13 protein-coding genes are annotated in these 22,662 nt (G+C 59.1%); all 13 read right to left on the reverse strand.

Going from position 1 to position 22,662, the window contains the following annotated elements; translation table 11 throughout:
* Nucleotides 1-141 precede the first annotated feature (141 nt).
* The 13 genes from B7E11_RS05975 to B7E11_RS30895 all read right to left on the reverse strand — a co-directional run bounded on the left by B7E11_RS05975 (nt 142) and on the right by B7E11_RS30895 (nt 22,645).
* Nucleotides 142-1,203, reverse strand: coding sequence for a zinc-dependent alcohol dehydrogenase (locus tag B7E11_RS05975; RefSeq protein WP_342744452.1), 1,062 nt, complete (start codon nt 1,201-1,203; stop codon nt 142-144).
* 45 nt (nt 1,204-1,248) lie between these two features.
* Nucleotides 1,249-2,127: a carbohydrate ABC transporter permease gene (locus B7E11_RS05980; protein WP_080832689.1), complete on the reverse strand. Its 879-nt coding sequence runs from the start codon at nt 2,125-2,127 to the stop codon at nt 1,249-1,251.
* Between the two features lie 12 nt (nt 2,128-2,139).
* Entirely contained in the window at nt 2,140-3,108 is a 969-nt protein-coding gene (locus B7E11_RS05985; protein ID WP_080832690.1) for an ABC transporter permease, read from the reverse strand.
* Nucleotides 3,109-3,197: 89 nt separating this feature from the next.
* Nucleotides 3,198-4,877: an extracellular solute-binding protein gene (locus B7E11_RS05990; RefSeq protein ID WP_080832691.1), complete on the reverse strand. Its 1,680-nt coding sequence runs from the start codon at nt 4,875-4,877 to the stop codon at nt 3,198-3,200.
* 1,421 nt (nt 4,878-6,298) lie between these two features.
* Nucleotides 6,299-9,484, reverse strand: a complete 3,186-nt coding sequence (locus B7E11_RS06000) for an MMPL family transporter (RefSeq protein WP_080832693.1) — start codon at nt 9,482-9,484, stop codon at nt 6,299-6,301.
* A gap of 5 nt (nt 9,485-9,489) precedes the next feature.
* The gene (locus B7E11_RS06005) at nt 9,490-9,942 is read right to left on the reverse strand and encodes a MarR family transcriptional regulator (RefSeq protein ID WP_080832694.1); all 453 of its coding nucleotides are present in this window, start codon (nt 9,940-9,942) and stop codon (nt 9,490-9,492) included.
* A 775-nt stretch (nt 9,943-10,717) separates the two neighbouring features.
* Nucleotides 10,718-11,950 (reverse strand): MFS transporter, encoded by a 1,233-nt coding sequence (locus tag B7E11_RS06010; RefSeq protein WP_245809633.1) that lies wholly within the window; start codon nt 11,948-11,950, stop codon nt 10,718-10,720.
* Between the two features lie 236 nt (nt 11,951-12,186).
* Nucleotides 12,187-13,266: an alpha/beta hydrolase gene (locus B7E11_RS06015; RefSeq protein WP_080832696.1), complete on the reverse strand. Its 1,080-nt coding sequence runs from the start codon at nt 13,264-13,266 to the stop codon at nt 12,187-12,189.
* A gap of 136 nt (nt 13,267-13,402) precedes the next feature.
* Nucleotides 13,403-14,560 carry a response regulator gene (locus B7E11_RS06020; protein ID WP_080832697.1) on the reverse strand — a complete coding sequence of 386 codons (1,158 nt, stop codon included), beginning with the start codon at nt 14,558-14,560 and terminating at the stop codon, nt 13,403-13,405.
* Nucleotides 14,557-17,544, reverse strand: a complete 2,988-nt coding sequence (locus tag B7E11_RS06025; RefSeq protein WP_139787085.1) for a hybrid sensor histidine kinase/response regulator — start codon at nt 17,542-17,544, stop codon at nt 14,557-14,559. Before B7E11_RS06025 ends, B7E11_RS06020 begins: the two co-directional genes overlap by 4 nt.
* Before the next feature lie 453 nt (nt 17,545-17,997).
* The gene (locus B7E11_RS06030; protein WP_080832699.1) at nt 17,998-18,645 is read right to left on the reverse strand and encodes a nitroreductase family protein; all 648 of its coding nucleotides are present in this window, start codon (nt 18,643-18,645) and stop codon (nt 17,998-18,000) included.
* A 228-nt stretch (nt 18,646-18,873) separates the two neighbouring features.
* Nucleotides 18,874-21,222, reverse strand: a complete 2,349-nt coding sequence (locus B7E11_RS06035) for an alpha/beta hydrolase (RefSeq protein WP_139787086.1) — start codon at nt 21,220-21,222, stop codon at nt 18,874-18,876.
* A gap of 67 nt (nt 21,223-21,289) precedes the next feature.
* The gene (locus tag B7E11_RS30895; protein ID WP_080832701.1) at nt 21,290-22,645 is read right to left on the reverse strand and encodes a DUF3900 domain-containing protein; all 1,356 of its coding nucleotides are present in this window, start codon (nt 22,643-22,645) and stop codon (nt 21,290-21,292) included.
* Nucleotides 22,646-22,662: the final 17 nt, after the last annotated feature.

The following is a 22,662-nucleotide window of genomic DNA, read 5'->3' on the forward strand; positions in this document are numbered from 1 at the left end:
GCCAGCCGATCTTCAAGCGCTTCATCGCGCCAGCCCTTATTCGGTCGCCGTATTGCGCAACGCTTCTAGGCCGGCGCCCCGGGCCGTCCTCCGCGAGGCGCGCCGCTCCTTGCCCGTTCCCCGATGCCGTTTCATCGCCCCCTATCCCTGCCGGACCGCTTCCGATTCGGCGAGCTTGTACCCCGCCGCCCCCGGATACGCGAGCAGCGCGCCGAGCAGGCTGTTCGGCGATTCCGCATAGCGGCGGTAGGCATCGGCGCAGCGGTCGACCGGAAAAACGGCGCCGATCAACGGCTTGACGGAAATATCGCCTTCCGCGATGAGCCGGATATACTCGGCCATGTTGCGGCCTTCCGTCCAACGCACGTAGCCGGCGGGATAATCGATCCCGTCCTTCTCGTACACCGGATCGTAGCGCCCGGGACCGCCCGCCCGGGAAATGAGCACCTGGGCTTCCTTGGCGAACATCAAATCCCGGGAAAAATCCGGCTTGATGTCGCCGACGATCAGCACCTTGCCGCGATCCCGGACCCATTCCAGCGCACGGTCGATCAGCTCCCCCGTTTTGCCGCCGGCGCAGACGATCACCGCGTCGACTCCCGCGCCCGCCGTCATTTCCGCGACCTGCGCTTCGACTTCCTCCTGCGTGTACGCGACATGGCGAATGCCGAGCTCGCCGGCGATCGCCGTCCGTTCCGTCATTTTATCGTACAGCAGCACCCGGTAGCCGGCGGCTTTCGCGATTTGCGCGATCAGCTGGCCCAAAATGCCGGCCCCGACCAGCAGCAGCGATTCGCCGAATTGCAGCGACGTCTGCCGCAGCGCGTGCACGGCGATGGCGCCTAGACCGACCGTCGACGCTTCCTCCGGGCTGACGCTGTCCGGGACGGGAACGAGCAGCCGTTTCGGCATGAGCAGCCACTCCGCGTGCTTGGCGTAAGGGGCGCCGTAGCAGGCGACGCGCTGGCCGATCCGCCAGTGCTCCATTCCTTTTCCGACTTCCCGAACGATGCCCGCCGCGCTGTAGCCGAGCACAATCGGGTTCGCTTGATAAAGACCGTTCATCATCACTTCCGTTCCCGGACTGATGGCGGAATACTCGGTCTGAACGAGCGCGAAGCCGTCTTCCAGCTCCGGCCTCGGAACTTCCGACATGCGAATTTGCCCCAAATGGGAGATGACCGCCTTCATTTCCAATTCCACTCCATTCTCTCGTTCGTCGAATGGCTCCAGCGTAGGCGCTGCGCTCTATTCTTTGATCGCGCCGATCATGACGCCTTTTACGAAGTATTTTTGCAAAAACGGATAAATGACCAAAATCGGCACCGTAGCTACGATAATGGTGGCGTACTTGATCGCCTCGCTCATCCGGAACACGGCGTCCTGCGTCGCTCCGGACAGCATGTTTTGCGCCGAGGACTGGATCAAAATCTCCCGCAAAATCAGCTGCAGCGGATACAGGTTCGGGTCCTGCAAATAAATCATCGCCGAAAACCAGCTGTTCCAGTGGCTGACCGCGTAAAAGAGCGTCATGACCGCGATAACCGGCATCGACAGCGGAAGCACCATTTGCCACAAAATGCGGAAATCGTTTGCCCCGTCGATTTTGGCCGACTCGATCAGGCCTTCCGGTATCGATTGAAAAAACGTCCTCATGACGATCAGGTTGAACGCGCTCACCGCGCCCGGCAGCAAAATCGCCCAATAGGTGTCGTACAGCCCCAGCTCGCGGACGTTAAGGTACGACGGAATCAAGCCGCCGCTGAAAAACATCGTGAACACGATCAAGGCCATGAGGACGCTTTTGCCCGGTAAATTGGTCCTGGACAGCGGGTAGGCGCCCATCGTCGTCAGCACGAGGTTGATCAGCGTGCCGGCGACGACGTAAATCATCGTATTTCCGTAGGAGCTCCAGATTCTGTCGTCATCGAAAACGAGTTTGTAGGCATCGATGGTGAAATCGATCGGCCAGAACGTCACCTGCCCCGAGGCGATGGCGTAGGGATCGCTGAAGGAGGACACGAGCACGTACCACATCGGATATAAAAACGCGAACGAACAAACTAGCAAAAATACCACGTTCAAGCCGTCAAACACGATTTCTCCCGGACTGCGTTTCGTAACCAACGCTCTCCCCCCTTACCACAAGCTGTTCTTCGTCGTTCTCCGGCTGATGGCGTTCGCCACGACCAGCAACGTGAAGTTGATGATGGAATTGAACAGGCCGACCGCGGCCGAGAAGCTGTAGTCCGCTTCCATCACGCCCCGTCTGTACACGAACGTGGAGATGACGTCCGCCGTCTCGTACGTTCCCGGGTTGTAGAGCAGAATGATTTTGTCCCAGCCGACGCTAAGCAAATTGCCGATGTTCAAAATGAGCAAAATCAGCACGGTAGGAAGAATGCCCGGCAACGTAATATGAATAAGCTGCTTCCAGCGGTTTGCCCCGTCCACGACGGCCGCCTCGTACAGGTTCGGGTTGATGCCCGACAACGCGGCCAAATAAATGATCGAATTCCAGCCAACGCTTTGCCAAAGTCCCGATCCGACGTAAAGCGTCCGGAACCATTCGGGCAGGATCAGAAATTGAATCGGCTCCGAGATCAGTCCGAGGCCGACCAGCAGGCTGTTGATGATGCCGTCGGACTTCGTAAAATCGATGATCATGCCGCAGATGACGATGAGCGAAATAAAGTGAGGCAAATACGAAATCGTTTGCAAGACCGACTTCATCTTGCGGGAGCGAAGCTCGTTCAGCAGCAGCGCAAAGACGATCGACGCCGGAAAAATGATAATGAGCGAATAAAAGCTGATGAGGAACGTGTTTCTCAGCAGCCGCCAAAAGTAGTAGCTTTCGAAAAACTTTTCGAAATGCTCGAAGCCGACCCAAGGACTGCCCCAAAAGCCGGCGTACGGGTTGAAATCCTTAAACGCGATAATCAATCCGTACATCGGTTTATACTCGAAAATGAGAAAATACAGCATCGTCGGAAGCAGCATCAAGTATAAATACCGGTTTGCCGCTATTCGCCTCCACGTTCGCGCGAGCTTTTTGGAGGTCGTCGGCTCTTTCGGCCGGCTGGCCAACGTTTTTGCGGTCATGGCCATAGGTCGTCTCCTTTCGGGATGCGAGGGGTCAAAGAGCGGCCCCCATGCCGTGGGGAGCCGCTCTTATCCCATCGAAATTTGCCCTCGGATCAGTTTCCGTTAAACCGATCGTAAGCGGACTGGTATTGAGCCAGCACTTCTTTGATGCCCATTTTTTCAAGCTGCGCGATCACTTGATCGTAGGTGTCCGGCGAAGTGCGGCCCATGATCATTTGGTTGATCGTTTCGGTCACGTACGTCTGGATGTCGGCCATGAGCGGAGTGACGATGTCGTTCTCCTCCGAGGTGAACTTGACCGGCGGGAGCTTTTTGTCGTATTCGAGGTAGTCCGCGTACAGCTCGAGCGGATTTTCCGTTTGCCCGTTCGCGACGCGGATCTGCTCGGAATAGCGCGTATCCGCGACCGTCGACCACGTTCCGCCGCCGATCGTATGGTTCAGCAGCTCTTGCGTATTCGTCAGGCCGTTCGTCGGATACAGCACCTCTTGCTTGAATACCGGTTGGCCGTCCACGATGTCGTACGATTGGCCTTCGACGCCGAAGTTGTTTAGCAGAATGCCTTCTTCGGAGTATTGGTAATCCAGCCATTTGACGACTTCTTCCGGATTTTTCGTTTGCGAGGAGACGGCAAGGCCTTGATCGCCCACCTGCCAGCGGAAGGACACGTGTCCCCGGTCTCCGTTCGGGCCTTCCGGCGGCAATACCGGCAAAATTTTGAACGTGTCGTGCTTGCCGGCCATGAGCGTCGTGAAGTTGCCCATATAGGAGCCGGACCAGCCGAACCAGGCGCCGGCCACGTCGGTCGTCACCTTTTCCGTCAAGGTGTCGAACGTCGTGTCGACCAGGTATTCCGGATCGAGCAGCTGTTCGCTGTACAAGCGGTTGAGGAACGTCACGACATCCTTGAACCGCGGGTCGGCAGGACCGTATTTGACCTGGCCGTCTTCGACGAAGAACGGGCTGTTCATGCCGACCGGAACGCCGAATGCGGGCGCGAACAGCATGACGATGTTGTCCAGGAACACCGAAACGAGCGGGATTTCGTCTTTTTTGCCGTTGCCGTTCGGATCCTGCTCCCGGAACGCCTTCAGCACGTTGTACCAGTCTTCGGTCGTCGCCGGCTGCTGGAGATTCAGCTTATCCAGCCAGTCCTGACGGATTTGCGGGAACATTTGCACGAGGTCCTTCGACTCCAGAATGAGGTTGGGCATGTAGTAAATGTGCCCGTCCGGCGTCGTCAATTGGCCGCGAATGTCGGGGTTTTCATCCAAAATCTTCTTGAAGTTCGGCGCATGCTGCTCGATCAGGTCCTCCAGCGGAAGCAGCGCTCCCTGCTCGCCGTATTTGACCGCGTCCGCGCTCCATCTTTCGTAATAGATCATGTCAGGCAGCGATCCGGACGACATCAGCAGCGTGAACGCATCGGCGCTCGCGCCTTCCGCCGCGTGCTGGAAGTCGATGTGAACGTTCGTGTTCTCTTCCATTTTCTGAAACGAGGCTTTCTCGTTGAAGTTCGTGCCGCGGAAGTTGCCGCCGATCGGAGACCACAAGCTGAGGTTAAGCTTTTCTTCCGCGATCGGAAGCGAAAGTCCCCCGACGTCGCGTCCCCCGGACGGCGCGCTCGGCGAAGCCGCGGACGACGAGGAAGGAGATGACGAGGCGCTCCCCCCGGAGCCTCCGTTATTGTTCCCGCTGCACGCGGATAAAACGGCGGAAATCAGAAGCAGAGCGGATAATAGCAGCGCAAACCTTTTTTTCGCCACTTTCATGGTTCAACCCCCTGTAACTTGTTCGAAGTGATAATGGATGATCCGAAAAGCCGGGCAAGGCGAACGACGCTACTTGCCTTTTAATGGAACGGCAACCTTGGAATTGATACCCAACTGATTTATCATCACCCTCTTTTGGTTGGTCAAACCGTTAATCTGATTCCCAACTGATGTACACATTATATTTCACACCCATTCGAGTGTCAATATAATTGTTATAAACATAACCTGAGTAGTTATATTTATTAACATAAATAAGAGCATACCAAAGAGAATTCGGCTGGAAATCGCGAAAATAAAAGGAAATATGTTGGAATTCACGCATTAGAACGAGTTGGCACAAAATAATAAGCGCTTTCATTTTAACATGAATCGGAAGTTGCGGGAAGAGCATTAAGTTATTATACTGACTCACAATGAACATTATAACTTATATATTGTAAATTAGAAATACATCAATTGATGTTTTCTTGAAAATTTGCCGTTGCTGCGCGAGTTGCGTCTCCTCGCTCGCAGGCTTACGGCTGAGATTTCGCCATTGCATTCGGCGAAAACGCGTTTCGGAATCGCCGGAGGGGTCGCATCGGTTCGCCGATTTTAGCGCCGTATCGCGAATCGGATTTTCCGGCAGCCGCTTTCTTTCGCCTCTCAAGCTAACGAATCGCTCACCTGGCCTGCCGGGACCTTCGTCCGTTCCGAACCCCCGCCGGCCGCCAAACGCCACAACTTTTTCCGCCTTTGCCGGACCGGCTCTCCTTGCTCCGCCTGGCTTCATTGGATTTCGTCCAACCAAGGCCGGCTTTTTCGCCAGATCCGCCGTCTTCGTTGGATTTTGTCCAATCGGGCAAGGCCTTTTTGGAGATTTTGCCCGGAATCTCCCTTTCTCGTTGGATAAAATCCACTGTAGACCGAAGTTTTCACGATTCGCGTTCCGCCGATTGGATAAAATCCAACATAGGTTACCTAAGCTGGATTCTTACCGTATGAACGACAGCCGCCAACCCCAACAACACCTGCAAGTTTCTAAAATTCCCGGAAGCGCCGACACCCCTCTACTAGTCCCGCTATCCCCCTGGCCATTACCGAATCTGCCTACTTTTCCCTGCTAATTCACGCTAACCTCTGCCATTCACGTTCCCCCAGCTATTTACGCTAACCTCTGCTAAATCCCCCCCTGGCTTCTCCCCGCAATTCACACTAACCCCTACGAAAACTCTACTTGCCATGAAAAAAAGCGAAAAAGCCGGACGGCATCCGGCTTTCTCGCTTATTCGCCGCGATTGCGGCATCGGTCAATGACGCCCGCCATACGGCCTGCCGCGCCATCCTTGCGGTCAAATCGCGCGGCATTTTGCCAGCTTATAATCGCCATGCTGCCCGTCACGCCCATCCGGTCTTGCCGACCGCGCGGAGACGAGCGCTTAGCTTTCCAGGGAAACCGAGCTTCCGCTGCCCGGAACGTCTCCGGGCGCCGTCTTCGCCTTGCTTCCCATGAAGGGCCACCAGTTCGCTTCGCCGAACATGCGGACCATGACCGGAATGAACAACGGCAGCATCACCAGTGCGTAAAGGAACAGCCCGGACAACACGATGGTCGCGATTTGCAGCAAGGACAGAACCCCCGAGGGGAGCATTGCCGCGAACGTGCCGCCGAGAATGACGGCGGCGGACATGATGACCGTGCCCATGCTTTTCATCGCGCTAAGGATCGCTTCCTGCGGTCCCATGTGACGGTTCTCCTTGAAGCGGTCCATCAGGAAAATGCTGTAATCGACGCCGAGCGCCATCAGCATGACGAAGCCGAAAAACGGCACGACCCAGCTCGACCCGGAATACCCCAGCATGTCGACGAAGATCAGCTCATTGATCGCCATCGACGTGTAATACGTCGCGAGCAGCGACAGGATCAAATAGATCGGGATGACGACGGAGCGGAACATGACGATCAAAATCAGAGCGATGCCGACCAGCATAAGTACGACAGTGCGAGAGTAGTCCGCCTGCGAAATGTTCCGCAGGTCGTTGTTGATGCTGGACACGCCGCCGATCGCATAGTTCGCGTTCTCGTAATCTGTCCCTTGCAGCGCCCGGGCAACCGCCGCTTCCACGTCTTCCGTCTTGGTCAGCGTTTCGATTTCATACGGATTGCCCGCAAAGACGACGTCGAATTTCGCCGTCTGCCGGTCTTCCGACAGGTACGTGTCGAGCGCCACCTGGAAATCCTCGTTCGCCAGCGCCTCGTCCGGCGCGAACCAACCGCCCAGCTGCGGGTCGGAGGCGGACGAAAGCTCGCCCAGGTAACCGCGGGCCGATGCCAGCCCGTCCTCGATTTGCGTCAAGCCTTCGACGCTGTCGTTCAGCCCGTCCGTCAATTGCGCCAGTTGGCCGCTCAATTGCGAGAAGCCGTCGGCAAGCTGCTGCTGCCCGTCGGCGAGCTCGCCGATGCCGACCGTCATTTCCGGCAGCCGACCGATGATTTGCCCCTGCCCGGCGGCCGCTTGCTCGATGCCCTGCTGCAGGCTGGCGATGCCCGCGGACAGCGAGCGAAGCCCTTCGGTCAGCTGCGCCTGACCCGCCGCCGCTTGCGCCAGGCCGCCGTTGGCCTGGCCGAGCCCTTGCGAGATGCCCGCAAGCTGCTCGTTCAACTGCGCATATTGCGCCCCGATCTGTTCGGCGCTGGCCGCAAGCTCCGCGACCGCTCCTTGCGCCCGGAGAAAATCCTCATCCTGCCGCAGCTCCGGATATTTGTCCGCCAGGCCTCCGAGCCCTTGTCCCAGGTCGGACAGCCCGGCCGCAAGCCCCTTCTGCGCTTCCGCCGCCTGATTGTATCCCTGCGTCAGCTGCTCGAGCCCCGATCCGAGCTGATCGTAGCTGCCCGACAACTGCCCGCTGGCGGCCGCGAGCCGCTCGGCGCTTGCCAGCGCCTGCTTGAGCCCGTCGTTCAGCTCTCCGGCGCCGGCCGAGCCGTCCTTCAGCCCCTGCTCAATGCGCTTCAACCCGGCCCCAAGCTCCCCGATTCCCGCCTTCAGCGAATCGGTGCCGGCCGCAAGACGCTGCGCCCCTTCCGCAGCGTTTTCCAGCTGCGGGGCCTGCTCGACCAGACTGTCGCCCGCGCTCTTCAAGCCGGAGGCGACCTGGCCGATTCCGTCGGCTCCTTCTCCGAGGCCGCTGTCCAGCGTTTCCGCCTGATTGGCGACCTGGAAGTCGGCGAGCCCCTCGCCTGTCGGGCGGGTCGCGCTGCGGACCGCCTTCACGCCGTCCACTTTCGCAAGCTCGCGGGACACCTGCTCGATCATCGCGAGCCCGTCCGTATCGTCAAGCGGTCTTTCGCTTTTCAAAACGACGGTGGACGGCAGCGAATCGCCCGGTCCGAAGCTGCCGGAAATCAGATTGAACGCTTTGACGGAATCGTATTTGTCCCCGATTTCATCAAGCGAATTGTAGGAAACGTCCCCTTTGTACGAAACGAGCAGCGGCACGAGAATGACGCCCAGGATCGCCAGCGACCAGAGCGGGCGCCGCAGCGAAAACTTGCCGACCGCTCCCCAGACGCGGCTCGGCTTATGCTCCAGCGCGCCGCGCGACGGCCAGAAAATCGCCGGCCCGAGCACGGCCATGAAGAACGGCACGAGCGTAAGGAGCGCCACCAGCAACACGGCGACGCCGACGGCAACCGCAACCGCGGACCGGTAAAGCCCGAATGTCGAAAAGCCGATGGCGGAAAACCCGACCAGCACCGCAAGCCCCGAGACGAGCACCGTCCGGCCCGACGTGCGGTAAGTCGCCGCGATCGCCTCCAGCCGGTCCGCCCCGTGCGCGAGCTCCTCTTTGAACCGGCTGATCAGCAAGATGCAATAGTCCGTCCCGATGCCGAACATGACGGCGACCAGGAAGATTTGCGTAAAGTTCGAAAGCGGAAAATCCATGTACTTGACCAGGAACGCCACGACCGACTGCGAAGCGATATAGCTGATCCCGATCGTCAGCAGCGGGATGAACGGAGCGACCGCCGAGCGGAACACGACGAACAGAATCGCCAGGATGAATACGACCGTAATCCATTCGGTCTTTTTCAGACCTTCCTCCGAACTTTGAACGACATCCTCCTGGATGACCCAGTTGCCCGTCAAGTAGTGATCGACAGGCACGTTCGCCAGCGCCTCGTACAGCGATTCGGAAGCTTCTTCGTTCGTCCTGCCGTCCATCGTCACGTTCGCCAGCGCCAACACCGTCGTCCCATCCTCGGACACCATCTGGGACGCCAGCTCCGGCGTATCGAAATGCTGGATCAGCGAGGCGATGCCGAGCTCATCCTGACGCGCCTTGAGCGACTCCAGCCCGGTACGGATCGCCTCCATGTCGCGATCGTCCAAACCTTCGCCGTCGTGAAACACGAGGACGGTCGACTGGCCGCCCTGTCCCGATCCTTCGCCCGCCATCTCGTCCAGCATGGCCGCGGCGTTGGTCGACGAGTACCCGTCCGGCACTTCGATCTGCCCCTTCTCGCGAACGAGCTCCTGCATGTTGGGGGCGGTCAGTACGAGCGCCGCGACTCCCGCAATCCACAAAGCGAGCACAAGCCATCTGAGTTTGACGATTGTTTTCATGAGCCTTAACCCCTCTCTTGCCTGTAAACTAATACATCCGCCAGCTTCTCGTAAGTCGTCAGAAACCGGTCGGCTTCCTCATCCGTGAACGAAACCAGGTAATCGGCCAGCAAATGATCCACCTTCTCCCCCAGCTCCTCAGCCAGGCGCCTGCCTTCCTCGGTCAGCAGAAGCGAGATGACGCGCCGGTCCTTCTCGTCCGGGACCCGCAGCACGAGCTGCTTGTCGAACAGGCGGGTCATAATCGCGGTAATCGAGCTCTTGCCGACGCAAAACGCCTCCGCCAGCTCGGTGGACGTGCACTTGCCGTGCGTCAGCAAATAGTCCGTAATGAAATACTGGTCGACCGTCAAATCTTCCGGCATCAGTTCCTTGATCAGCGAATGCAGCCTTCGCTGAACCGTAAACATCGTGCGCTTGTAGCGGTCGATCGCCTGCTTGCGCACCTGATTGTCCATAATAGTTTCACCCTCTAATGGTTGTACAATAGAACTATTTTACGATAAAACAATATCAAATCGGAAAACCGGTGTCAATTGCCGGAAATCGCGAAGCAAGAAACTCGCTTGACTTGACGGCGTTCCTGGAAAGACAAAACTTCCGGGGACAATCCATGGTGGAGGTGTTAGCGGAATAATACGAGAGGAGGTCTTGCGGCCGCCGTCTTTCGTCAACCACCGCTAGCTTGCGAATGTCGGGTCGAGATGAGTCGTCACGACTCAACCGGGTCGGCCGCTTGCGTGCGATGGCGGCAAGATGAGTCATTTTTACTCAAATGCGTATGACTGCGTGCGTTTTGCAGGTCGAGATGAGTCGCTACGACTCAACCGGATCGGCTGCTTGCGTGCGATGGCGGCAAGATGAGTCATTTTTACTCAATTGCGTACGGCTGTATGCGTTCGGAGGGCCGAGATGAGTCGCTACGACTCAACCGGATCGGCCGCTTGCGTGCGATGGCGGCAAGATGAGTCATTTTTACTCAAATGCGTATGACTGCGTGCGTTTTGCAGGCCGAGATGAGTCGCTACGACTCAACCGGATCGGCCGCTTGCGTGCGATGGCGGCAAGATGAGTCATTTTTACTCAAATGCGTACGGCTATATGCCTTCGAACCCGCCCAAGGCCCCGGTTGCCGGGACGGCGGACGGACTTTAAGGCCTATTTACGCCGTCGGGTTATTCTTAGCTCTCATGCACAGGCGCGCGGGCTATGTTAGCCCGCATGCATGACGACTTACACGAGCTCCTGTCTTTGGCGCAGGCGAACGTACAGCAGCAGACAGGTCGCCGAGCATAAAAGCGCCAATACGGCGATAAACCCGTACCCCGCCTGCAGCCCAAGCAGCTCGCTGCCCGCCGTTCCCCGCGCCGAAAACAGCTGCCGCACCCATTCGATGATATACCCGATCAGCAAATTGCCGACGACGCTCGCGATGCCCATCAGCGTAACGGTGAACGTGATGGCCGTATCCACGCCTCCGGCATAGCGCTTGGACAGCATGGCCATCACCGTCGGATAGATCGGCGCGATGCCGATGCCGGCAATCGCGAACAGAACGGCCCCCTTTTCCCCGATCGCGATCGCCGCGAGACTGCACAGCCCGGAAAAGGCCGAGAAAATCATAACGGACACCGTGTACCCGATTTTATCGGTGATCGGACCGACCAGCAGCCTGGACAGCATAAAGCACAGGAAAAAGACCGACAGCATTCCGGAAGCGTCTCCCGTGTCCCAGCCGTACGCTTTTTCCAAAAAGTAAACGAGCCAGCTGCCCACCGCAAGCTCCGACACGACGCCGAAGGAAAGAACGGCGACGATCAGCCAGGCGATCGGATCCCGCAGCAGCCCCCGCACGGAAATCCGGTGTTCGCCTCCGCGGTCGCCTTCCGGAAACCGGCCGAACAGGGAAGGGATGACGGGAAGCAGGGAAAGCATCAGCATGATCAAGTACATGCCGCGCCATCCGAGCTCGCCGCCGCCGAACTGCCACCCCATCATCGAAGCGGCGAAAATCGGGGCGACCGTCGAACTGAGCCCGTAGAAAAAATGGGAGAGGTTCATCATCGTGCCGGTGTTTTTCGTGAAAATCCGGGCGGCCATGATCGCCAGGCCGATTTCCAGCATGCCGTTGGCGATGTACAAAAGAAAGTAAGATGCCGACAACGAGGCATACGATGCGGATATGTACATCAGCACGCCGGAGGCCGCCATCGCGACGAAAGCGATGATGCCGGTCAGCTTGATGCCGATTTTATTCGATAACGCGGACGTAAACGAGCACGCGAGCAAGTAGCCGAGCGAATTGAGCGACAGCAGCAGGCCGAGCTGCCCTTCGTTCAGGCCGAAATCGGTCTGCATTCTCGGAATGGCCGGTCCTTTTATATTTTCCGAAAATCCGAAAATCAAAAATCCGCCGAACACGACGAGCAGCAGCAAAAGATAGTTGGTACGGCTTGAATCGCGCAAAATGGGTTTCCTCCGGCAATATGAAATAGACGATGCGACGATAATACGATTTTATTTCGAAGATGACAAGAAAAATCGCGGATAAAAACGCAAAAACCGCAGGCGCCGCCGACGCTCGGCGAGCACCGGTGAACGGTCTCGGCAAGCGGACGGCAGCCCTGCGGGCAGCCGGACTTGCTATTCGCGGTTTGCGCTCGCGGTCTTTCGCCCCCGGACAACGTAGCATCGATGCGGGCTTACGACGGAGCAGGGGTCGGGATCGCGACGTTCGCCCGTTCCCCTTCGCCCGCTTCCGCCGCCTCCGGCGCTTCGGTTGCCGCTTCCGGAGCTTCCGGCGGTTCGATTGCATCCAGAGGCCGTGCCGGGACGCCGACTCCGTCGTCGATGCAGCGCTTCGCGAATTCGGCGACCGCCTTGCGGTACCCTTCGGGGTCGATCAGCAGCGAATTGCCGTGCTGCGCCTTGGCGACGATAAGCCTCTCTTTGGGCGACCGGATCGCCTCGTACAATTCGTCGGCCATCGAGGGCGGCACGAAGGCGTCCCTGCCCCCGTGGATGAGCAGGATCGGCCGCGAATTTTTCCGAACCTGGCGGACAACCGATGCTTCCCCGAAAAAAAATCCCGCCCTCAGCTTGCAAATCAGGCTCGTCAGCGGGATGAACGGAAATGCCGGCAGCCTGAACATTTGTTTTAACTGGTACGTTAGAATGCCCTTGAGCGAGCTGTACGCGCAATCGGAGACGATGCCCTTCACTTGTTCCGGCAGCGGCTCCCCGCTCGTCATCAGCACCGTCCCTCCGCCCATGGAAACCCCGTGCAGCAAAATCCGGACGTCCTTGCCTTTGCGATCCACCAGGTATCGAATCCAGCGAACGTAGTCCTTGCGATCCGGCCAACCGAAGCCGATGTGCCGGCCTCCGCTGCTGCCGTGGCCGCGATTGTCGGGCATGAGCACCGTATAGCCCAGCTCCCGGTAAAAGTGGGCGAAAACCGTCATATCCTCGCCCCGGCCGGAGTAGCCGTGGGCCAACACAACCGCCTTGTTGACGGCGCCCCCGTCCTCCGCCTCCAAATAATGGCCGCGGAGCGTTATCCCGTCCTCCGCCCCGATTTCGACGCGCTCGAACGGCTGTTTGCCGAACCAGTCTTGCGCTTGCTTCACGATCGACGGATCGAGCTGGGGCACGTTCGGGTCCGTTTGCATGAACGTTTTCCGGTTTCGCCCGAACGCAAACCGGTACAAATACAAGCAAGTCGAAACGATCAGAGCCATCACGACGCCCAAGACGACCAACGCGATTGCCCATGCCGGCATGCCAACTTCCTCCTTCGGACCGGATTTCAAGCCGTGTGCCTCTAGTTTCCCGGTCCGGCCGAAAGTTCATACGCGAATAAAAGAAGGGACAGTCCGCAAGGCGCCATGACGCCCGGCTTTTCGTCCCTTCTTGCCGCTATGCGCGGCCGCTGCAAATGTCCGCATACAGCCGCTTGGTCAGCTCCGACGGCTCGATCGCCAATTCGTCGAACCGGTCGGTCAATTGGCGGTACACCCGATGAACTTCGTCGTGCTGACCCAGCCTTCGATGGCCGCTCATCAGCAGCCGGTACGCTTCCTCGTTGTACGGCCAGGTCTGAATGTAGACGCGCGCCGCCTTGATCAGCCGGGCATCGTCTCCTTGCGATTCGTATCTTCGAAGAAGCTCCATCCGCAGATTGGCGATCTCCTGGTCCAAATGCCGAATTTCGGGTTCGGCCCAAGGATAGTCCTCGTCCATAAACAACGGCCCCGCGTACATCGAAAGGACGCGCTCCAGTTCCTTGGTCGAAAGCTGCGACGCCTGCTTCATCGCCTGCAGCGACTCCTTGAGCTGACGGTAATCGGACTCCAGCAAGTCGGAACCGAGCATGTACTTTTCCTCCTCGTAAACGACCGCTTTAACCAGACCGTACTGCCTGAACTCCCTGCGCAAATAGCTGACGCACGTATGCAAATACACTTTCGCCTTATGAAACGGCTCCTCCGGCCACAGCTTGTCCAAAATATGATCGCGGTGCACGAACTCGTGAAGGTGCAGCGCAAGGCAAGCGAACAGTTCCTTTTCCTTCCCGGTCCGCCATTTCAAATAGTCTCCGCGGCCGTTCATCGCCCCGACGCCGCCCAGCAGCTTGATCCGGATCGGCTCGTCTGCCTGCTCCGCATCGCGTCCCGCGGCTTCTTCGGCGCTTTTGCCGACGGATTCGAAGAACGATTTCCCTTTGCGGATGCGCTGCACCGTCTTTTCCAGCCGGCTCGTCTCCAGCGGTTTGAGCAAATAATCGATGGCCGCCTGTTCGAACGCCGAAATCGCATAGCGATCGTACGCCGTCACGAAAACGATCTGCGTTTCCAGATTTTCGGCCAAAATGGTCTCGGCCAGCTCCACCCCGCTCATGCCGGGCATTTCGATATCGAGGAACACCGCGTCCGGACGCAACTTCCGGATCATTTCCAACCCTTCGTACCCGTTCCCCGCCATGCCCACGACTTCGACTTCGCCCGTTTTCTGCAGCAGGATGCTCAAAATGTTGAGCGCATGCTCCTCGTCGTCCACCAGACAAGCGCGTATCATGGCTCATCCCTCCCCTCTTTTTCGTCGCGTTCGTCAAGCGGCAGCCAAAACGTCACCTTCGTCCCCCGGTCCGGTACGCTTTCCAGCAGCGGACGCTTGCCCGTGCGATGCGTCAATCTTTTCATAATGTTTGCGAAGCCGACGCCACGCTCGCCGGCCTTCGGCTCCAGCAGCTCCTTTCGTCGGGCTTCCGGCATGCCGACCCCGTCGTCCTCGACAATCACTTCCGCAAAGCGGTCTTTTCGGCGGATCGAAATCGAGACGGTTCCCCCGTTCACTTTGCGCGCCACGCCGTGCCGGATCGCGTTTTCGACGAGGGGCTGAATCGTCAGCGGCATGATCGACTGTCCGAGCAGCTCTTCGTCGTATTCGAACTTTACGTTGAGCCTTTGGCCGAATCTCGCCTTTTCGATGTCGACATAGGCTTGAATCAGCTCGATTTCCTGCTCGAGCGGCACGATTTCTTCCATCCGGTTATGGTGGAACAAAATCCGCAAATACGTGCTGAGCACGGACAGCAGCTCGCCCGCCCGCACCCCGTCCGTGTAGCAGAGCGACATGATGGTGCCCAGAGCGTTGTAGAGAAAATGGGGCTTGATCTGCGATTGCAAAAACGCCATCTCGTTTTGCGCCGCTTCCCGCGCCAGACGCTTCATCGCGAGCTGCGTGCGAATGCGGACGCGGACTTCCCCGGCGTCGATCGGCTTGGCGATCACGTCGTTTCCGCCCGCCGACAGGCAAGCCTCCACGTCGGCTTGCGTGCTTCCGGCCATCAAATACAAAATCGGAAGCTCGATCTGGGTAAACAGCTTACGAATTTGCCTTCCCGTCTCGTATCCTTTGCCGCCCGACAGCATGACGTCCAGCAGAACGAGGTCGGGTCTTTGCGGCCGGCTGACGAATTCGAGCGCTTCCTTGTCCGTATGGGCCGTAACGACCCGATAGCCTTCGATCGCCAGCAAGTTGGCCATGATCTCGGAATTTTTCCACTCTCCGGCGATCAGGACGGTGTCGGTTCCCCCGGCAACCCCGGCGCTCCCGGCCGAGCGAGCCGCGGGTTCGGAAGCGGCCGCCGTCTCCGCCCGGCTTTTCTCCGCGCCGGCCAGCGCCGTGCCGGATGCGGCCGGAAGCCTGACCTCGAAGCCGATCCCGTCCTCGGAAACGCCGGCCTCCTCCATCAGTTGTCCTCCCATCCGCTCGATCAATTGCCGGGCGACGGAAAGCCCGATCCCGAAGCCGGCCTGTTCCGCCGCGTGCGTCTCCGGCGCGCCGCCGCCCTTCGCCTTGATCGCCACGACAACGTCTTCGCCGCCGCGCGCGCTGCTCACGGCCAGCTCCCCGCGCGCCGTATGCTGCAGCGCATAGCTGACGAGATTGGACATGACCTGCTTAAGGCGCGCTTCATCCGCGACGACATAGCGGGCATCGTCCGCGATTTGCCGGGACAGCGTCACCTTTTTCTCTTTGGATAAAAAGCCGTGCATCTCGAATTGGATCGAAACGACGGCGGCCAGATCGACCGATCCAAGCTCGACTTCCAGCTTGCCGTCCTCGATTTTCGCCAAATCGATAACGTCGTTCACCATGTTGGACATCCGAAATGCCGTGTTGCGGATCAGCAGCAGCTTGTCCCGGTTTTGCCGGACGCCGGCGGTTCCCGAAGGCGCATCCATCGCCGCTTGCGACAGGTTGATGATGCCGTTGAGCGGCGTATTCAGCTCGTGGGAAGTGCGAAGCAGAAATTCGGTTTTATATCGGTCGGCCTCCTTCAATTGCCCGGTCAATTTTTCCATCGAGCGGTAGGTATCGATGTAGCGGACCGCGAACATCATAAAGGTCAAAACGCCGAACGAATAAGCGAGCGCATCGGTTAAAATAAACATGGCCAGGCTGTCGTCCAACATATTGATGACCATATTCAACGGGAACAGCGTCAGGCTGAGAAGCGAAGCGATAAAAAGCTGCATCTCTCTTTTCCCGAAGGCCCCGTACTCCCCCCTCATATACAGCACGCTTAACGCTATGGCTAACAGACCGTAGGAAAGCGGAAGGCTGGCCAGAAAATACTCGAGCGCGTACGCGTAGACATAGTAGGGCACGAAAACGATAAACGCGCAGTAGGCAAGCACGGTGCCGCCCGCAACGGTAAGAACGGCTCGGAATACCGGCAGCTTCCTGAACATCGAATAAACGAAGCCGAGCATGATCGGAAACGGAAGGAACATCGTCAAATCCTTGAGCTTCCAGGTCAATTCGAAAGGGGCTTCGGGAAATACCTGCAAAAACGACCGTTCCCCGTTGAGCAGGATCGTGACGGCAAACAAGAGGTTGAACGCCCCGAACAGCAAAAAGCTTCTTTGGCGGCTCAGGAAAAAATGAGTGAGAAAGTAAAACAGACTGAACGCAAACAGCAGCAGAACGCCCGCCCACTCCAGCGAGATTTGCAGGAACCGGGCAAACTGGATGTCGGAATGGAGGCCGAGCCGGAGATGCGAAACGATGCCCCCGGTTTTGAAATCGAAATTGGCCACCTGGATGACGATATCGAGTTTGCCGTCTTCGGGAACGTAAAAGCTTACCGGATACGGCATGTTGCCCGGCCTGTATTCGTCCCGGGTCGGCGCAGGCTCGCCCGAGCCTCCGACGAGCTTGCCGTTGACGAAAATGTTTTCGGAAAAGCGGATGATCCGCTTTTGGATGGCCAGCAATTCGTCCGTCGGATCCACCCGAACCCGCAGCCGGTAGGTCGCGCTGCCCCAGGCTCCGATGCCTTCGCCGTTCCAAACGCCGGGAACGTTCAACAGCCTTTTGCCCGCGACGCTCCCGGCCTGGAGCTCTTCCGGCGTCAGCAATTGCCCGGGATAGAACTCCCACTCGCCGTCCAACGCGACCCGGCCCCGTTCCTTCAGATCCCACCCGCTCAAGTCCAGAATGCCGCCTTTGGCGACGGGGGAGGGGGCTTTGTCGAATTTATTGACCAACATAATGGCAACGACCGCCGCAACGCAAAGGACCAAAACCGCCAAATAGCCGTCTATGAAAAAAAACGTGCGTTTCCGTTTCAGCTGTCTCACCCGCGCCTTATGTAAAAGATTTGCCTGTCGGGCCGATTCGAGCTTCCCGAAATGAATCGGGTCCGTGCCTCAATTCTACAACGGTTTCGATTGCCCGGATATCCCGTTCTTTTGCCGTCCGGACCGAGATGCTTTTCATTATGCGCCGAGGCGCTTAACATTTGCTGAAAAACGCGGGAGCCCCCATCGATCCTGGACAGCTTTGCAATCTTACGCAGGATTTCGCCAAATCGGAATGGGTAGTCGGCGTGTCGCGATCTTCGTTGAAGTTTTGTCCGATAAAATCCAGTGGAGAGAGCCCCGGCGCAAAAAACCCGTCCTCGGCCGGAAGGGCCGCAAGACGGGCTTTCGCGAAGCGGAATTTTAAAACGTGTTCCAAACCGTCACGTCTTCGACGGGCAGCCGGGAAGTCGGACGCCCCGGGGTGGCCGCTTTGCCGACGGCGATGAGCATGACCGGCACGTAGGGGTCCGGAATGCGGAATTCGGCGATGAGCTGCTCCGCGTTGTAGCCGCCCATCGGAACGGTGTCATAGCCGCGGGCTTTCGCCGCCAGCATCAGCTGCATGCTGACGAGTCCGCCGTCGATCAGCGCGATTTTTTCTCTCCGTTCCGACGGAAGCGCGCCATAGAGCTTGGTGGAATTCGCCGTAAACGTTGCGGCGAACTCCTCCGTCATATACCCGGCTTCGACCGCCAGGCGGTTGATTTTCTCCGATTGCTTGTAAGCATCCCTGTCGCCCAGCACGGCGATGACGGCGGACGCTTCGACGACTTGCTGCTGATTGTTGGCGATCGGCAACAGACGTTTTTTCGCTTCCGGATCGTTGATCACCAGAAAGCGCCAAGGCTGCAAATTGCTGCTCGAAGGCGCCAGCGTCGCCTCCTTCAGCAGATCTTTCAATTCCTGTTCGGAAATTTGCGCCGAGGCGTCGTAATGGCGGACGGAACGGCGTTCCCGGATGACCGATTCGAAGCTTGCCTGCGACTGCGCGGCGGATGAGACGGACATGTTCTCCACTCCTTTTTGGTTTCGATTGAACCCTTATTATTACTGTGCTAATATAATACACAGTAAATGCGACAAATGAACTGTAACGTCATATTGCACAGTATAAACCCCGCCCTATACCGATGTCAATACTAGGATAAATCTCTTTTTCCCAAACTCCCCATGCCTGCCGCGCTGCCGCGACCGGCCGCATCTCAAGTTTTCCCAACCCGCCTGCCGACATGCCTCTTACGAGAACCCGATATCGTCCAGCATCGCTTCTCCGGGACCCTCCGGGAACAAAAACGTGATGCGGACTATCTCGTCCGGATCGAATGCCGGATTCGCTTCGGCGAACAGCTCCAGCGGGAGCTCATACGTTTGAAATACGGCTTGTACGGACTCGTCGTATTTGCCGTTGTCCATCGTCTCTTCCAGCAAGGAAAAATAGGTGAACGTCGTGGCCGGCGAGGGCAAAATCGGCATGACGTCGCTTATCGCCACGCGCGCCGACGCTCCGGACGCATCCGCGAGCTCGACTTCCGCCTCGGACAGCGAAATGCCCGCTTCGCCCGGCTGCGGTTCCGCCGCGCCGCCCTCCGCATCCGGCCTGTCCGGCGACTCCGGCCCGCTTCCGGGCTCGGTCTCCGATTCGCCGCCCCGATCCGCGGCCCCGTCCGACATGGAAAAAACCAGGCTGACGCTGCCGCCTTCTTTCTCCCCCGCGAACGGCCCATCCATCGCTTCCTCCGCAAGAAGCGTATAGCGGGCCTCTTCCTCCCATTTCAAGGCGACCGCCCGGTTGCCGGTTTTACGGCCGTCCCGGTCCGTCGTTTCCTCATGCGTCCAGTAGGACGTTCCGGCCGCTTCCGCGTCGATCCTGTCCGCGGGAGCTTCGATGTCGCTCGCTTCCTCGAAGCGGGCGACGGGCACGAATTCCGCGCTCTCGTAGCGGCTCCAGTATCCCGTATCCGGCAGAAAAAGCGCCCCCGCCCGATAATCGCGGAACAAGGCTTCATAACCGGATTCGCCTTTCAGCACCGTCTCCGCGAACGCCGTCAGGTACGCTTTCGCGATCTGCCGCTGGTCCTCGCCCGAAAGAGACGGAGAGCGCAAAAACAAAGCGGCCGGCATCGCCTCGTCCTTGCTCCCCCACGTCGTATTGAATTGGCCGTGGTTGGCGCCGTCCACGTACAACGAAGCTTTGAACCCTTCGGAAGACGGCGAAAAGCCGGCGCGTCCGTACTGCCTTTCGCCGTAATAACTCGTAATATCGGCATCCGCCGCCCCCTGCAGCACGAGGTACGAAACGTCGGTCAGCCGCGTGACACGTCCGTCTACCGCCGTATCCGTAGGCGCCAGCGCCGCCACGCCCGCGATCGAATAGCTGTCCGGATCCGGCAAGCCGGCATCCTCCCCGAACCACTGATCGGCCGCGGCCGCCATGGCCGCCGCCTGGCCGCCTCGCGAGTGCCCGATCAGCGCGATCCGGTCAAAATCGATCCGATCGTAAAAAGGCGTCGACCCGTCCGCGGCGAAAGCCTGCAGCTGCCGGATATGCTGCAGCAAAAGCCACGCCCGCGGCTTCATATCCTCGTCGGGAATGCCCGACCAGACGGAAAAATTCAAAAAATTTTCGTCGACGGAAACCGCGGCGATTCCCCGACTCGCCAGTTGTTCCCCCAGGTAGGCGTACCCGCCGTCGGAGAAATCCTCCATCAGATGATTGCCGTGCACGATCAGGACAAGCGGAAAAGGCCCCTCCCCTTCCGGCATCCACACTCGGCCGTTCAGCGGAAGGGACGTCTCGTCGAACCCCCAGAATCGTTCGCGGAGCCACGCCCAATTGCGGATATAGGCCGATCCGTCGACGGAGGCCGACACGACGGCCGCCTCCTCGCCGTATTCCGGCCGGTGCCGGTCTTGCCCGCTCCCGTACGTAAAGGCCTCGAACGCATAGCTTCCCGGCCGGGAGGGATCGTCCGCCCGCAAGGGGGCGATCGCTTCGCCCGCTGCCTCCGGCGACGGCAAGGCCGCCGGCTCGGCCGCCGTTCCTCCCGACGCTGCGGTCGTCGCTCCGACGGCCAGGAGCGCCCCGGCAACGGCAAGCCACGCCCCCAGCTTGCGCCGCCATCCGAAGCGGCGGCTGAACGTCATCCGCGCGGCCGCCCCCGCAAGGGCGAGGGTTCCGACCGAAAAGAAGGCGAAACCAAGCGAAAACCACAGCCCGAGATCGCCGAAAAACAAAATCAGCGCGACCTCCGATAACGCAAAAAGCGCGGCGCCGCACGCGAAGCCGGGCAGCGCGAGATGCAGCACCGCGAGCAGCCAGGCGACGAGGCTTCCCGCGAGCAGCAAGCCGATCGTATGAAGCGCGACCGCCCCCGCGATATCGAAGGCGGCGCCGAATCCGGTCGGAGCGCCGAGCGCGCCTACGGCGGCCATCGCCCCGCCGACGGTCCACATGCCGGCGGCGGCGGCGCGCCACGGGGCAGTGTCCTGCGCCAGCATCCGCCTGCGCCCCGGACGCAATCTGCGCCCGAGGCGCGCGGCCATCGGAGAAGGATGTATCGTTTCGTGCCGCAAAGTCGGTTCCATTCGCAACGCCTCGTTCCGCCGTTCTTTTTCGCATTTCAAGCGCCATGAATCGGCACTTACCGCTGCCTTAAGCCTCTTCGTTCCGCCGGGCCACCCGCGCAAGCACATCCTCCAGCTCGTCCGGATACAGCAGCTCGACCGGGGAGAGCCCTTTCTCGAACTCGAACGTATCCCCTTCGATCAGCACGACGTATCGCCCCCTGAACCGGGCGATGTGCAGGCTGCCGCCGTAATCCGACATCCGCCCCTTGACGGAAATGTCGTCCAGCTTGAATTTAAGCTCCAGCTCCGGCTGAAGCTCGACAATTTGCGCCGTCGCTTCCATGACGTCGTCGTGCGTCCATTTTTCCTGCAGCTGCCTTTTGTCGCTGGCCGCCCAGGCTTCATACTGGCTGGCTTCCTGCTGCCGCCCGGGATGGCCTTGCGTCCTGGCGCCCGCGCCGCCGGGCTCGCCGGCATGCGCGCCGTAATCCGGGCTGTAATCCGGGCCGCCGCCGTCGGCGTTCCCCGCTCCGTCGCGCCGCCGATCTTCGGCTTCCGCCCCGCCGTCTTCGGCAAGCCGGAGCGGCGACTCGGCCGCGGGCTCGCCGCCCGCTTCCGGTTCCCGCGCCCGCTCGTACGCCCCGTCGTCCGCGGCCGTTTCGGCGGAAGCCGCGACGTATGGAGCCGCGTAAGGCGGCATCGCGTCCTCTTCGCCTTCCCCGCCTTGCCACTTCGTCTCCATATATTGCTGAACGAGATCGAGCACCTGGTCGGTCACGATTTCGGGCTTCGACTTTTCGTAGGAGACGTACTTGAGAAAGTCCTCGAAATAGCGGGCGTGCGAGGCCTGGTGAATTTTCAGCTCGAACGGCTCCAGCATCCCTTCCTCCGGCATGTTCGGATACTGGATCGATTTGATGTTGCGGGCGCTGATCGCCATTTCGACGTGCGAGATGAGGCTTTTTTCGTCGGAGACGCGCGCGATTTTGGACTCGAAATCGCACTTCAGCACGAAGACGAACGGATCGTCGAACAGCTCGTTCAGCTTGCCCTGCGCGACGATGAAGGCTCCCCCCCGCACCGCGCTCGTGTTCATGTACAGCCGCACCATATCGTCGCAGGCGTAATGAAACTGCTGCTTGTCCCGCGCCGAACGAAGCTTTTGAAACAGATTGTAGTTCGGATTGCTGTCCGGATCGTGCCCCGGCTCCACCACAAACCGGCCGATTTTCGTCGGGGCGTTTTCCGAAACGGCATGGACGTCGGCTTTTCGCTTGGCGATTCGCGCGAACTCCGAGTCCAGAAACGATTTGATTTCGCTTTCCTCGTAATCGAACTGATCCAGCGTCTGGTAGTGCTTGAACCGCCTGCCCGAATCCGGATCGCCGGCTCCTTCCGTCTGAATCACGAAAAACGACAAATATTGTATGGAAAATTTCATGCTCCTGAAAAAGGCTC

It is taken from the genome of Cohnella massiliensis (genome assembly GCF_900169535.1).
In the GTDB taxonomy this organism is placed as follows: Bacteria; Bacillota; Bacilli; order Paenibacillales; family Paenibacillaceae; genus Cohnella; species Cohnella algarum.